The organism is Rossellomorea sp. SC111 (genome assembly GCF_024733565.1).
Classification (GTDB): Bacteria; Bacillota; Bacilli; order Bacillales; family Bacillaceae_B; genus Rossellomorea.
The window spans coordinates 223657-238672 of the sequence record NZ_JANIOC010000006.1 but is presented as its reverse complement, the minus strand read 5'-3'; the positions used below and the strand labels follow the sequence as shown (position 1 = coordinate 238672).

General features: G+C 39.5%; 13 protein-coding genes. 5 read left to right on the top strand and 8 right to left on the bottom strand.

The window, feature by feature from the left end:
- Window positions 1-96 precede the first annotated feature (96 nt).
- The 4 genes from NQ095_RS10140 to miaB all read right to left on the bottom strand — a co-directional run bounded on the left by NQ095_RS10140 (window position 97) and on the right by miaB (window position 5290).
- Window positions 97-2265 (bottom strand): DNA topoisomerase III, encoded by a 2169-nt coding sequence (locus tag NQ095_RS10140; RefSeq protein WP_258263345.1) that lies wholly within the window; start codon window positions 2263-2265, stop codon window positions 97-99.
- Window positions 2266-2497: 232 nt separating this feature from the next.
- Window positions 2498-3034: an outer spore coat protein CotE gene (locus tag NQ095_RS10135; protein WP_258263344.1), complete on the bottom strand. Its 537-nt coding sequence runs from the start codon at window positions 3032-3034 to the stop codon at window positions 2498-2500.
- A 257-nt stretch (window positions 3035-3291) separates the two neighbouring features.
- Window positions 3292-3723, bottom strand: coding sequence for a YlbF/YmcA family competence regulator (locus NQ095_RS10130; protein ID WP_258263343.1), 432 nt, complete (start codon window positions 3721-3723; stop codon window positions 3292-3294).
- Between the two features lies 1 nt (window position 3724).
- Window positions 3725-5290: a tRNA (N6-isopentenyl adenosine(37)-C2)-methylthiotransferase MiaB gene (gene miaB, locus NQ095_RS10125; RefSeq protein ID WP_258263342.1), complete on the bottom strand. Its 1566-nt coding sequence runs from the start codon at window positions 5288-5290 to the stop codon at window positions 3725-3727.
- 383 nt (window positions 5291-5673) lie between these two features.
- Here miaB and NQ095_RS10120 point away from each other — a divergent pair, with 383 nt between their 5' ends.
- Complete coding sequence (locus NQ095_RS10120; RefSeq protein ID WP_258263341.1) at window positions 5674-6249, top strand: CotY/CotZ family spore coat protein; 576 nt, start codon at window positions 5674-5676, stop codon at window positions 6247-6249.
- 44 nt (window positions 6250-6293) lie between these two features.
- Here NQ095_RS10120 and NQ095_RS10115 read toward each other — a convergent pair whose 3' ends face one another.
- Entirely contained in the window at window positions 6294-6680 is a 387-nt protein-coding gene (locus tag NQ095_RS10115; protein WP_258263340.1) for a hypothetical protein, read from the bottom strand.
- A gap of 12 nt (window positions 6681-6692) precedes the next feature.
- A complete protein-coding gene (locus tag NQ095_RS10110) occupies window positions 6693-7874 on the bottom strand; it encodes a ParM/StbA family protein (RefSeq protein ID WP_258263339.1) in 1182 nt (393 codons plus the stop codon).
- A gap of 236 nt (window positions 7875-8110) precedes the next feature.
- Here NQ095_RS10110 and NQ095_RS10105 point away from each other — a divergent pair, with 236 nt between their 5' ends.
- From NQ095_RS10105 to NQ095_RS10095, 3 genes are all read left to right on the top strand, one after another.
- The gene (locus NQ095_RS10105) at window positions 8111-8878 is read left to right on the top strand and encodes a CsxC family protein (RefSeq protein ID WP_258263338.1); all 768 of its coding nucleotides are present in this window, start codon (window positions 8111-8113) and stop codon (window positions 8876-8878) included.
- Between the two features lie 187 nt (window positions 8879-9065).
- Window positions 9066-9821, top strand: coding sequence for a CsxC family protein (locus NQ095_RS10100; RefSeq protein WP_258263337.1), 756 nt, complete (start codon window positions 9066-9068; stop codon window positions 9819-9821).
- Window positions 9822-10139: 318 nt separating this feature from the next.
- The gene (locus tag NQ095_RS10095) at window positions 10140-11357 is read left to right on the top strand and encodes a hypothetical protein (RefSeq protein WP_258263336.1); all 1218 of its coding nucleotides are present in this window, start codon (window positions 10140-10142) and stop codon (window positions 11355-11357) included.
- Window positions 11358-11507: 150 nt separating this feature from the next.
- Here NQ095_RS10095 and NQ095_RS10090 read toward each other — a convergent pair whose 3' ends face one another.
- Window positions 11508-12263, bottom strand: a complete 756-nt coding sequence (locus NQ095_RS10090) for a CsxC family protein (RefSeq protein ID WP_258263335.1) — start codon at window positions 12261-12263, stop codon at window positions 11508-11510.
- 354 nt (window positions 12264-12617) lie between these two features.
- Between NQ095_RS10090 and NQ095_RS10085 the strand changes: the two genes are divergently transcribed.
- Window positions 12618-13655: a coiled-coil domain-containing protein gene (locus NQ095_RS10085; RefSeq protein WP_258263334.1), complete on the top strand. Its 1038-nt coding sequence runs from the start codon at window positions 12618-12620 to the stop codon at window positions 13653-13655.
- A 41-nt stretch (window positions 13656-13696) separates the two neighbouring features.
- Here the strand turns inward: NQ095_RS10085 and NQ095_RS10080 are convergent, their stop codons facing one another.
- Entirely contained in the window at window positions 13697-14899 is a 1203-nt protein-coding gene (locus tag NQ095_RS10080) for a hypothetical protein (protein ID WP_258263333.1), read from the bottom strand.
- Between the last annotated feature and the right edge of the window lie 117 nt (window positions 14900-15016).

Genomic DNA, 15016 nt, shown 5'->3' with positions numbered 1-15016 from the left:
CCCACCTCGTTTTTTCATAATTACAAATATTCTATCAATATATTATGATAAAAGATAGGGATGATTGCCAAAATAGGCACTCATCCCCAGGAAAGGCTACTGATCCAATTTCAACTTAGCCAATGCATCAGCTAATGCTGTATTGACAGGCTCTTCCTTCTGTTGTGTGTTTAAGTATTTATTGACATCCCTTTTTGTGGCTTTACTATTCTTTTCTTTTTTTCTCCTTTCATTGAATGTCGATAATTTTTCTCTATGACCACAAACACAGGTGAACGTCTGCCCTTCCCCTTCTCCTCTTAAGTCCAGGCGTTTATGGCAATTCGGACATCGGGCATTCGTTTTCTTACTGATATTTTTCCGGTGACCACATTCCCTGTCTTGGCATACCAGTTTCTTTCCATGCTTATTATTAATTTCTAACATTAAATTCCCACAGTCCGGACACTTTGTACCTGTCAGGTTATCATGGGTGAATTTTTTGGTTGAATTTTTGATTTCACTGACGGACTTTTTCGTATAATCCTTGATTTCTTTCAGAAAATCCTGCTTCTTCAAGGATCCATTGGCGATTTTTTCAAGCTTTTGCTCCCACACCGCTGTCAAAGTAGGTGACCTTAGCTCCTGAGGAGCAAGTTCCAATAGTTGCTTCCCTTTTGAAGTCATATGAATATCTTTCCCTTTTGACTCTATTACCCCTGAATTAAAGAGTTTTTCAATAATATCTGCTCTTGTTGCGACAGTCCCGAGCCCCCCTGCCTCATGAATCGTAGCGAGCAGGTCTTTATTGTTTTCTTTCATGAACTTCTTAGGGTTTTCCATGGCGGATAACAATGTCCCCTCATTAAATCTGCCTGGAGGATTCGTTTGTCCCTCCGTTTCTTTCATTGAGAGGAGCGGATAGGCAGCCCCTTCTTCCATTTTGGAAAGGAGTTGGTCTGCATCGGTGTTGTGATCATAGAGTTCTTTCCATCCGGACTCTACAATCCGCTTTCCTTTTGTTTGAAACGTTTCCGACCCGATTGTAGCTTCTACAGTCGTTTGTTCGTATTGATATGGCGGAAGGAAAACGGCTAAGAAACGCTTGACGATTAAATCATATATTTTTCTTTCCCTGTCTTGTAGCTTCTGAAGGAAAGGTGTTTCCTCCGTCGGGATAATCGCATGATGATCTGTCACCTTTTGATCATCTACATAGGCTTTTGACAATTGCACAGCGCCCTGTAGCGCTCTGTGCGCCATCAGACGGTAAGGCTGAACGTTCACCGCTTTCAATCTGTCCTTAAGTGTTGAAACCATATCACTTGATAAATGTTTACTATCTGTTCTCGGGTACGTCACTAACTTATGCTGCTCATACAATTTCTGCATGATGGAAAGCGTTTCTTTAGCAGAAAACCCAAAGATTTTATGGGCATCTCTTTGTAATTCAGTTAAATCATAAAGAGAAGGTGCATAATTTTTCTTCAATGTTTTCTTTACTGATTGAATGACGATTTCCTTCCTGCCTTTTAATGACTCCATGATTGAGGTGATTTCTTCTTTGGAAAACGTTCTCGAGTCATTGGATTTCCTGTTGGACCACAAAAAGGTACCTCTATCCGTTACAGTTTGTATCCCGTAGAAAGATTGTGGGGTGAAATTCTTTATTTCTTCCTCACGCTGGGCAATGATACTTATCGTCGGTGTTTGGACACGTCCGCAAGACAATTGGGCATTGTGCTTGGTCGTCAGCGCTCTGGTTGCGTTCATCCCGACATACCAATCGGCAACGGAGCGTGCCTCGGCGGCAGCATATAAATTTTCGTAGCCTTTCGCATCCTTGAGCCCTTTGAATCCATCCTTTATGGCTTTGTCGGTGACAGATGAAATCCATAAACGTTTTAACGGCTTATTCACCCTGGCTTTTTCGATGATCCAACGGGCGACAAGCTCCCCTTCACGACCGGCATCGGTGGCAATGACGATCTCTTTTACATCAGGGCGGTTCATTTGCGCTTTGACCGTGTTGAATTGTTTTCCCGTTTTCTTGATGACAACAAGATTAAGGGAGGATGGGAGCATGGGCAGGTCTTCAAGCTTCCAAGATTTATATCGATCATCATAGCTTTCAGGCTCGGCCAGTGTCACCAGATGACCAAGGGCCCATGTGACGACAAAATCGTTTCCCTCCAAATATCCATTTCCATTTTTCGTACACTGAAGTACTCGGGCAATATCTCTACCGACAGAAGGTTTTTCTGCCAGGACCAAAATCTTTTTCATATAAAAAATCCTTTCATTACCGGCTGTATGTTTTATTTCTTTTTTATTTTAACATACAATAAAAGAGTCAGCGTATGTGATTCACGGTAAGGAAAAAACCAATCACCGGGACTTAGTGATTGGTTTCACACATAAAAAAAGAGCATCTGGCCAGATGCCCGGTATTCTAATCCATACCCCTCTTGCCATTTGCAAGAAAAAAACTAGGAAGAGGCCGTCTTCCTAGTAAATATTATTCTTCGTCGCCTTCTAAGAAGTCTGGATCTAACTCTTCAAATTCTTCATCATCCAAGTCGCAATCCCAGTCTTCATCGTCACAACCTTCAGGATTCACTAGGACACATACTTTCGTTTCTCCGATAACTTCCACCAGGAATTCACGTTCGACGTGAACGATGATCTTGTTACCGTTCGGTGAAATGACCGCTTCGCAGCAATTAGGCTGTTGCAGTACTCTGGCACATACTTCAATGTCATCTAAGCAGTCTGGATCACGGTATTTTAATTTGATGCAATCTGTATATTCTACTCTCTCGGTTACAACGGATGTCTTCGTGTTGTCACTGTGGGAGTACCATACGTTGATTTCATAATAACCGTGAACTTCGACCTTCTTTCCGACTTTGTGTGCTTCATACTGATGGTTAATGATCCAGCAGCCTAAAATGCTCGATGGATTATGCGGTGGGCAAATCGTATGATGAGACTGTGTAAATTTACGTCCCTTCGCTACGACCGCTTTAGTGATAATCTCTCTATATTCTGCCATTCGAGCGAACCTCCTCATTCATTTTCAATTCATCTTATGCGACTATCTAGGTGTTTGTGCGAGTAAATTTTATTACATAATGGGATTGTTGCTTAGATAATGTATTGTATGCGAATCCCAATTGAATGTGCCGGAATGCGCAATACGTGAATGGTGAAAAAACAAACAAAAAAACGATCTATACAAGAAAGGAATTTCCCTTACCTGTATAGATCGTTATGAACTGAAATCATCCAGCATTTAATATAATCCCTGAATCAGGAACAACTGCCAGGGGCTGAGTTTTTCACGTGTGATCCTGTTTCCCCACGGAGTATGTCTCCCCCGGTCGTTTCGATAATATGATCAGTCACATTATTTGAAATTACAGAAGCCACGATTTGCAGTAAATCATTCACATCCGTTTGAGATTCCTTGAATTGTTGAACAACCGGAATTTCATCGATTTCCTTTTCAAGGTTTTCAATTTTTGCCTCCACCATTTTCAAGGCTTCGATTTTACCATAGTGTTGGAAGTTAACCGCTTGTTTTTGTAAGCTCTTGATACTGGCGATCATTTCACGGACTTTTTGATTTTCGTGGATCTGGGCTTCCGCCCGCTTAAAGAAATCCACTTCTTCCGTTTCAGCAATCATTGTTGCCAGCTCTTCTGCACGCTTCATAATATCGTCTTTTGTATACTTTGCCATATTATTTCACCTCTACCGCTTCTTGAAATTCTGTTCCGATTTGACCTTCTCCTACCATTTCCCCGTCCAATGACCAGGACTTGGCATCTGTGATCTTTACTTGCACTATTTTCCCAATGGCTGTTTTAGGAGCCTTGAAGTTTACGAGCTTACTGCGTCTTGTGTAGCCTGCAAGGATGTCAGGATTTTTCTTGCTTTCCCCATCCACAAGCACCTCAACGATTTGACCTGTATATTTCTTCATCGCTTCAGCAGAATACTCTTTCACAACTGCATTCAACCTTTGAAGACGTTCTTTCTTCACTTCCATCGGCACGTTGTCACTCATCTTCGCCGCAGGGGTACCTTCCCGGGGAGAGTAGATGTAAGTGTATGCCGATTCAAAGCCCACTTCCTTATATAATGAAAGGGTTTCTTCAAATTGCTCATTGGTTTCATTTGGGTAACCAACGATAATATCCGTCGTAAGCGCCACGTCCGGCATGGCTTTTTTAATTTTACCAACCAATTCCAAGAATTGTTCCCTGGTATACTTACGTGCCATGATTTTCAGAACATCTGTCGAACCTGATTGAACAGGTAAATGAATGTGCTCCACCAGATTTCCTTTCTTGGCAAGCACTTCGATTAAATGATCATCGAAATCTCTTGGATGACTGGTAGTGAACCGGATACGTGGAATATCCACCTTACGAAGATCATCCATTAAGTCTCCTAACCCATACTGAAGGTCTTCAATATCCTTACCATATGCGTTGACGTTTTGCCCAAGGAGAGTGATTTCCTGATATCCCTGTGCAGCCAGATGGCGGACTTCCTGAATGATTTCTTCAGGGCGGCGGCTTCTTTCTTTCCCCCGTGTATACGGCACGATACAGTATGTACAGAACTTATCACAACCGTACATGATATTGACCCATGCCTTGATATTGCCACGGCGGACCTTCGGAAGGTTCTCAATGACGTCCCCTTCTTTCGACCAGACCTCAACGACCATCGCCTTAGACATATAAGCATCAGATAATATTTGAGGAAGACGATGAATATTATGCGTTCCAAATATCATGTCCACCTGTTGATAGGTTTTCAGGATCTTGTTGACAACCGATTCTTCCTGGGACATACATCCGCAAACTCCAATTAATAGATCAGGCTTTTCCCGCTTCAAATGTTTTAGATGTCCTAACTCGCCGAACACCTTATTCTCCGCATTTTCACGGATGGCACATGTATTCAATAGTATGACATCTGCGTCATCTGTCGAGTAAGTCGCTTCATAGCCGAGTGCCATGAAGATCCCTGCCATGACTTCTGTATCGTGTTCATTCATTTGGCAACCATATGTCCGGATATAAAATTTCTTGCCTTCACCAAGACCCCTATATCGATCGCTGATGGTAAAGTCATTATGATATTGGATTTCTTCCTTCCCACGCTTTTTGGCATCTTTTAATGATGGTGGGATATAGACACTTTCAAAGTACTTGCTGTAATCCTTATCAGATTTTTGGTCTGCTGGAGATACAGACTTCGATTGTTGTCCATGTTTCCGCTGTTCTTCGTTCATGAATAATCCCCTTTCTACCTCTATAACCAAACCGTTTTCTTCTATATATAAAGCCGGCCGAATTAACAGGATATACATTGTTGCACATTACTATAGTATAAAGGTTTTCAACCCTACATACAATAGAGTCGCTTAAGTGTTGAAAAATGTTTCATTCCTATATTAGCTAGCAAATCTACTATACGATGATTGTATCATTACGCATATATTCTCCTTTTGGCTACACACAGAAACACATTCATCTATACACAGATCGCTATACAATGATCAAATACCTTTTATGTACATGAAATCTATTTTATCGTTTTAGGCTAGAGGCTCAATCGAATACTCCCTTCTGAACGTATGATAATTAGTAGTAAATTGTAAAGGAGTGTTAAATAATGAGTTATAGTCAAAAATCAACTGCCCAGGACACCTATTTCCATGAAGAGTATCAGAAACACAAATGCCAGGATTCCCGTTCCAGGCATTATAGCCATTGTATCCAAGATGTTTTAGAAGCAATCCTTGATGCTCAGAAGAAAGTAAAAAAAGACCATGGTTGTGATACTTCGTGTAAAAAGTCCATTGAAGATTTACTTTGTGAAAAAAAGAGACCCAAAAAGAATACCATCCCTTTTATCTTATATTGTGGATGCGAGCCATTTAAGGGCACTGGTGTTACCACCTATCATTGTCATTCAAAAAAGAATAAAAACTTTAAGTGCATTGAGACCTACGTCTTTAAGTTAATAGATCTTGATCATAAATGTGCGACTCTTGAATTATTAACATTTAAATCCGACCACCATAAGGGCGATTCCCACCATCCTCAAGAAAGTAAATGCGCACTCTCTTCACCTTGTAAACAGATCGACCATAAAAGTGTGGACGACTTGATGGGAACCGGAATTTGTATAACTGTAGACTTGTCTTGTTTCTGTGCTATTACATGCCTTCCTGCCGTTCATTTATAAGTACATCCGAATTAAAAAAGGTGAACGAAAGTCGTTCACCTTTTTCATCCTCCAAAAGCTTCAAGCAAATCGTCAATTTCTTTCATTCCAACGGAAGTATGATCCAGTTCTTTTGGACTTTTGATCGTGCATTCGTTCAAGCTCTTGGAGGAATCATTTCCATTTGGAAGCAGCAATCTCTTTAATTCCAATAGTTCATCTAATATGGCAGATTCTGATTGTCTATTAACTTGAACCGGTTTAGAGTGGTGCAGGTAATCATGCAGTGCAGAAAAAACAAGATGATTCAACGTATTGTTTTTGGCATGATAGGCGACTTGCTCTTGAACCTTTGAAGTGATGGCTTTTGTTTCCCCTGTTTTAACATTTACGAAGCTCTCGGGGATTGTTAAAATCGTATCCTGAAAGTAATCAGCATATTTCTTAGACATACCTATCTCCCTTTAGCTTTTAGTATATTCAATATGCGCAGGATTCTTTTTTAATTGATTCAATTTTGCAAGGATCATTAATCCTGACACATTTAATTTTTCCATATTTGGCGGGAAGAATAATTCAATAGGGCGTCCTCTTTCTGCCCATTTCACGGCCGCTTCTCTAATATGGGATTCGGCTATTTTTGCGGCGCCACCTACTGCAATGTATTTGACCGCTCCTTTGATTTCATTGGAACTATTTCTTACCCGGTCGAAATGTTCCAGGTATTTAATGGCCAGTGATTTCAACTGAGGAATGATATATTTACTTATATCCTTTTTCACACCGGCGAATGGTTCTACATACCACTCGGATTGACCTGCGACCAGTTTCTCCTCGAGCTCAGACCTTGAGTCGAACTTGTATAACTCATACTTACTTACTTTTTGTATGATATGATCTAAAAACTGGTTTATCCCGAAAGGCTCACCCTCGATGGAGGCCACTGGCTTATTGTTTTTGATTCCTACAAAATCCACTGAATCCCCTCCCAAGTCACCGATTAGGATTCCTTTGACAGAGTCCTGTAAAAGAGCCTCGTCTTTAACTCCCAATGTCTCATCATCCCGTGTTAACGCCAGGTACGCACAGGCTCCTTCGGCCCCGATAATGACATCTTTAATATGGAGCCTTACGATTATTTCTTTAGGAGCAATCATTCCTGGAACTTTGTGAAGATATACTGTATGAGTCCCGATCAGACGGCTTTTCAACGTATCTTTTCGCTCTTTATACTGAGTGGTCGGAAGAGAGACCGCCAATTGATCGATTTCAAAGGATACATCTGTATCAGAATGATTGTTCATTACAGCATGATGGGCCAACATTCCGAATAATAGAGTGTAAGTTCGATCTTCATCTACTTTCTGATTATTAAAGGATGTTAAACTCACATTACGCTGTCTCGCTGCTGCTTTACCAATATAAAAGATATCTCTTTTCTCGTGCAACGCTGAACTGTTCACTTCCACAATCAAATTATCCTGTAATAAAACGTCTTCATCGTCATATGGTTTCTCATAAAATTCTTCATCAAATAAAGCAATTGCATTTGGCATGAAATATTCCGTGATTTCACCTTTTGTTGAAACAATTGCTTTATAAAAGCTGTTCCCCAAGTCCAAAGCTGCATAATTATGCCTATCCATTATATCCTCCTCCTTCCTTAAAGCTTATGCCGGGATAGAAAACATCTGTGCACGTACCCAGACATAAATTTTTCAGGACAATATCGTAAAAAAGGAAGTGAGTTATTTCTACTAAAATGAATTTCCCTCGTAAATTTCCACTCTTATACTGATTCATTTAACCACTCTTAATAGATTCAGTCAGCATACTATAAAGTGTAGTTTAAATATTGTTTAATTATATAGGAGGAAAAAAAATGAGTGATTATAATAAGAATAGAAATTGTGTGAATGTGGATAAGTCTGCATCACTTGATCACTGCGACAACACAACTGTAAACCCAATTCTTACCCCGGCAGGAGAAAGAATTGTCCATGTACCGGTAGATTTAGGAGTATATCGTGTATCCAGTAACCTTGAAGCACACATCACATTCCCGGAACCTGTAATGGAAATCAAAGATGTAAAAAAGAAGGTTGAAATTGTTCAATGCCGTTTAATGACGATTCCAACCAGCAATGGCGACTTCAGTGAAGATGGTACACAATTTCCCCTGTTGCTATCAGGATATGTGCGCAAGAACATTCAATATGCTACACCATGTGGAGGATCAGGACTTGATGGATCCTGTGTATCTTCTGACATTAAATCATTAACGGTCCGCGTTCCATTTAAATGTATGACTACAATTACCCTGGAATCCCCGGTCCAACTTCCAAGAACGAATAATCGGCAGGAATTTGACTTCTTTAGAGCTCAAGACTTAGGGACAGGCTATCCTGAGAAAGATCAATATTTATCAAATGATATCTCCCAATTCCATCAATACAGCAATCAATACTATAATCAGCTTCCTTATTGTGAATTGCTTTCAAGCAGCATCCTAGAATGGGATGAATCAACAGATCGAGTAGCTGATGGTCCTGTAGGTGAAGGATATTTCTACAATATGCTAGAAAAAATGTCCCTCAACTTTACCGTTAAAGTACTACAAAAACAGCAAGTTCGTATTAATGCATTATAAGCATCGCCCTATTATCATCAGCACTGCCCCAACTGTTAGCATACAGTAGGGGCAGTGCTTTTTTTCATTATTCCTAAGTGGTTCTAAATCATTCTCGAGTCATTGATCTTTTTGCATATAGGCTTTGGCCCAAACAACTATCAATTTAAATCATAAGATGGCATTATCTTGCTTTAGGAGGCCCATAATGTTTGATAACCACAATAAAATGTCTGAATGTAGTGAAACGTCACATCCCCATGAATGTAAAAGCCATTGTCACCATCCAAAAGTTAGTATAGGTAAAATTGTGACCAAAGTTCCTGTTGTAATAGCTGAACTGTCACTGGAAATAAATGTAGATGCGACCATTACCTTTCCAGAAGCCGTTTTGGAAATTAAAGATATTAAAAAAACGATCAAATTAACACAGTGCAGACTTCTCCTCCCTACTAACAAACTATTTGTAAAAGGGTTTGTTCGAAAAAACATTCAATATGCAAGCCCTTGTAAAGAAATTGAAGAAACTTCCCTTTCTTCGATTGCCTCAGATCTTCACTCCTATACTGTAGATATACCTTTTCAATGTGTGACAGACATAAAGCATTTCTTATCCATGCCCGTCATGCCGGAAGTAAATAACCGTCAGGAATTTGATTTCCTTATCTCGAAACCCTTACCTTCGGGGTATCCGGAAAAAGATGAATTACTAACACATGATATATCTCAATTCCATCAGGAAAGTCATCAATATTACAATGAAATACCTTACTGCGAATTAGTTTCCAGTAAAATCATCGAGTGGGATGAAGCAATCGACCGGTGTCCCCTCCCTCATTCTGGTCCCATTGGAGAAGGCTACTTCCGCACAATCGAAGAGAAAATGGTCATAGATATTTGTGTGAAAGTCCTTCAGAACCAACAAATCCGGGTTACCTCCACCACCAATGATGATTGCGACTGATTATGACTATTCATTGATTTTAGAGAGGAGGTAAATGATTAGGTGTGATGTTGAAGAGCACCGATCACCATGATTATGAGAGAAGAACATAATAATGATATAGAGAACCATTTTATGGATAACATGAAAGAAAATGAAAAAAATAGCCGGAAATCGCCTTCATTTTCTCTGTTTAACCTTACTCAGAATCACGATTTTTCCTTACAAGGTCATGTGTCGAATAAAAATAATCCCATAAAAGATACAGTCCTTCCCAAGGAAACTCAGGAAAAAATTCATTCCCAGCCAACGTTTTTCCCTCCACCTAAGGTGATGGATATGGAAGTAAACCAAGAAAATATACTGAGCAAAACCGATGAGTCTGTAGATGAGGAGGAATACGGGGACTTGAAGTCCGATAACACCGAAAATGATTTATCTGATACCCGGAATAACTACGGCCATTCGACTTCAGATGAATATAAAGAAATCTCTCCCTCCGTGGAGAAAGAAGTTATTATAGAGGATTCTGAAGAGGAAAATGAACCTGTGTCGATCCGAGAAGAGATATTTATGATGCTCGAGGAAGACCTGGAGGAACAAAGAAAGCTCCATCAAGACCAAGAAAACGATCACGAACCAAATGGCATTTCCAAAGACGCTTCCCCTACTGCAGTTGAAGAAGAAATGCTGTATTCGAATCCTGAATTTGATCATGAAGAAAATCACCAGCCTTCATTTAGTCATTACTTAGAAACAATATACTGTGAAAAGAACTCAAATCCGATGAAAAGTAAACAGACTGATTTCGTTCATTGCATTGGTTCCCTAACCTCGGTTCTCAAAAAAATTTCCACAGAGCGGGAAACGATCATTGAACATCAAGATAATATCGGGGAAGTCGAGAATGAACATCCAAGTCTGACGGCATTAAAAGAGCGTTTCGAAAATGAACTATTTTCAGCAGAGCAACAGCTGGAAAATGTGAGCGAAACCTCGGTACCCGACTTACGGTCTTTAAAAATAAAGATTCCCGTTGTACTGTCTACTTTGCAGGTTGAAGTCGCCATCTTTGAAGACGTTGAATTACCGTTTCCAATTGAACATATACATTCCATACATTGGTCCATCCACTCTCTTAAGAAGCATATTCCTATTCCTGCTGCGATTGTGTTTGTGAAAGGGACGCTTGTTGCTTCGATAGAATATGTAAATCCAGGGGAAACAACTTCTATCCACTCTATCAAAATCCCGATTCAATGGAGGCACACCACTCCCACTCGTTGGAAACTTCCGCCTAATATCCCTAAGAGTGAGAAGAGGGAATACACATTCCTGGCAGAAAACAACCAAGAACCAACTATTCATCATGAATGTCATTATTCCTTCTGTGATTCAATTGAACATTTTCTACAAGATTTCACGTTTATCAGTCAACATGAATCCTTTAAGCAAAATGGCAAATCCACTTTAAGAATTCAAGGTTGTTTACACGTATGCCTTCATTTAACACAAGAACAATTTGTGCACATCCAATCGGATGATCTGATTCAATGATATGTATACTGAATAAAGAGGAAGGGGCTCACCCTCAAGGTGAACCCCTTTTCAACTCGACACTCTACCCTCTCACAGCTATCTTCGTATCCTTTTAAAATGCCTTCAAGACAGCGTGTTTCAGTACGCCGAAGACATTCTATTTTGCCATTATCGTTGGATGATATTCCTAAAACGATCAAATACTACTTCTGGACCTTGTTGATCTTCACCTGTATCAGCATCTCCAGCCAATTGTTGTCTCTTCTGAGTCAATTTAATAAGAAGGTTAATGTCCATTTTTTCTGTGATTTTATTAAAGCGTCCCCAATTATCAAAGTTTTCGGTAATATCCCACTGATTTACTGCAGAAGCAAGAAGTTTGCAATTAATAGGCTCATTATTGATTTCAAATGTCAATGATCCGAATTCGCAACGGTTTGCTCCCATTCCGTCTTTGGCAAGTTCTCTTCTTTGTAAAACATTTTCCTTAATGCTGAAGTCGATTCCAAATGGTTTATTGACAGGATTGGCCAGTCTCACTCGATCATACGCTTTAAAAGGAATGTCAACACTATAATCTTTTACTACTCCGTAGGAACCCTCTACATATTGAATGTTCTTATGGACAATTCCTTCTACAAATAATTTCACGTATTCAGGAAACCCTGGTACAGGAATCGCTTTACACTGGGTGAGTGAGACGTTTTTCTCGATGTTTTTAATGGCGCTCGCATAAGTTGGAAGATAAATATCCGCTTCAGTTAAAGATTGCAGAAATACATCTCCAAGAACGACCGTTACTTCTTCCAAGTCAAGATCGGGTACATATGTTTCTGTAAATAAGCTTTTTGATTTTGCTTTATCGCTTGATGGTTGTGGTGGGCATCCGTGATGACCAAACCCGCAGCCTGTATTCTTTTTCATATTCATTCACTCCTGATAGTCATAAATTAATCAGTAGAAAAGGCAATAAGTGTAGCGAAAATAGTGAGTATTCCTTTTCTATCGACTTACTATAATCTATGATTTTTTTGAAGAAATGAGTGGACGAGTGTCGGTAGGCTTCAACATATTTCTAGCATTACTTATAGTAAACTATGAAACATAATACGAACTCATATGCAATAAGGGTTAATCAATCTAAACAACTTGGGTATTTGTAACGTTTACCCAATCGGATCCATACAATAGAGTAAAAGTCTTTAGGAGGAGATTATTATAAGGGAGGATGCGAAATTATCACCGATGTACACGATTTCTGATCAAGAGGTCCTCTATTTGAAATCTGAGATCGAGAACTTGAATAAAACGATTCGAACGCTGAAAAGCAGTTATTTGTTTGCAGAAAATGAGTACCATAAGGAACAACTTCAAAAGGTACAGGAGGAATTAACGCTTGCTGACCGCCGGATAAATGAGAACGAAACAGTTGAGAGGGAACTCATTAAAGACCGAAACCTGTTTAAAGAAGGGAAAGAGAAGCTTGAAGGTCAGGTAAGGGCACTTCATGACGCCTTACATGGCAAGGATGAGTTGTTGCAGCAGTCGCAAGCGACCAAACATGACCTCCAACAGGAACTCCTTTCCAACAATCTCGAAAAAGAACAACTTTCTCAAAAAATAACGGAATTGGAAAAAAACCAGCACGAGCTATTCAGTAAAAATCAATCCCTATTGGAGGAAAACATCCTGCACCTAAGAAAAATAGACAGCTTAAACAGTGAACTGCAAGGTAAAAAGCTTCATATTTCTGATTTGAACACAGCTTTGGCTCATTCAGAAGATACTAAGAAAGAAGTATTCTTTAACCTGATAGTTAAAACCGAAGAGTTAGAAAAGGTCATGTCAGAGAGGAAGCATACCCTTGATTCATTGCAATTGGCAAAAGAGCACTTAATTGAAGCCGAAAAGCAAAAAATGGAGTACATTAAGACATTCATCACTCAATATCAAAAGCATTTTGAAGAAAATGAATGGTGGCTTTCCTCACAATTTGCTGATATCGATCAACGTACCAAACTTCAGGATGAACGAATCGATGCGGTAGAACAAGAGCAGGAAATTCACTTTACCCTACAGAATGAAGTGCTGGAGGGGAAATTTGAGCAAGTGGAGCAAAAGTTTTTGGATTTTCTTGAAGAGGTCGACTCCATACGGGAATATAATGTAACCCTGACCCATAGTCTATTGGAGCTCAAAAGACTTGTTGAGAGCCAAAAACGCAGTCAGTCTCATATCATTACAGCACGTCAAAAATCTTCTGCAGAAAAACTTCCAGCTCCGATGAATTTTTTCATAGAGGATGAAAAAGAATGAAGAAAACGATGCCACAGTAGATTCCGTGGCATCGTTTTTAATTAAAATGTAATTTTAATCTTGTTATTTGAGCTGAGCTGAAGGTCTTGATCTTCAAATAATACAAACCCTAAAATGGTTGAAACTTCCTGTTCTTTTAGAGATTCAACCGTAAATTGCAGCCCCTCCACTGCTATCGTTTCACCAGGTGGGATGAATGATTCCTGTATCGTTTCTATCCAATACTCTCCTGTGGAATAGGCTTTTTCCAACCAATCTTTCCCCATATACTTCCATCCTTGTGCCCCGTTTTGACCTTGGAGAGAAAAAATTTCGCTCATTTCAGGTGGCAGGATCTGACCTCCTATTTCTATCTTATCAGGAGGATCCATTCGAAAACAGATCTTTGGATTCATCAGATCTACATTTCCTGTGTTCTTTATGAAGAAATCGGCTTTAATGGAGTAGCGTTCTGATTTTCGATTAGGTATTACATTGTAATCAAAATATATTTCCGCATATGGCTTTCTTTCCTGTGCTTCACGAACTTTCCGGTTTGCTTTTCGCATTTTGATTTCTTCGTACGTTTTATCATCCATGTGGATCTCTTTACTCGGCTTCTTCTCAACCGTATTTGTGTCTGATTCCCCTGACTGATTACTCGCTGCTTGAAATAAATGAAGAACATCTAAATCCAGTAAGCTGGGCTTTTGATTTCCAAGTAGCGTCTTAAGTACACAATGCGTTAGAATGGCGGGGGCTTCTTTTAGCAAGAACTCCTCGTCTTTGCACTTTATCGAGCACCTTAGATGAGGAATGGCATGGTGTTCAGGTATCAAATAGTATCCCTTAAATGACAGTTCATGCTTATATATTTCGAGATTTTTTTTTACATTAATGGAATTCAGTCTTTCATTGTACCCTACAGAAATGGACCTTTTGTCTCCCTTCGACTTACTGGAGACTAAATCAACAAATAAATCCCCGTCCCTTATCCTGCCAGTATCACTTTTTGTAGAAACGTCGATTCCATAATCGGTTAAAACCCCGGTCACTTTTTCGTTGATTTCATTGTTTATGCTTGCATTCGTTGTGTTTACAGATAGCCATACTTTCTTTCCATGAAGGGAACTTTTCACTTCCACCTTCTGTTCTTCTTCGTCCAAATGAAATTGAAGATTATTCTCCGCACAATAAAATTGGATGGCAGCTACAGAATGTGTTGGAATCGTTCCCCAATCATGGTTGTTGATTGATAATTTCATGTACAGGCTCACCACCCTTTTGTTGTAGTCTATGTATCTTATGAATACAGGGAAAAAAATATGAATTTCTGAAATTATTTATCACTGAACCAAGCTTCTGCTTTCATTTCTAGGCAG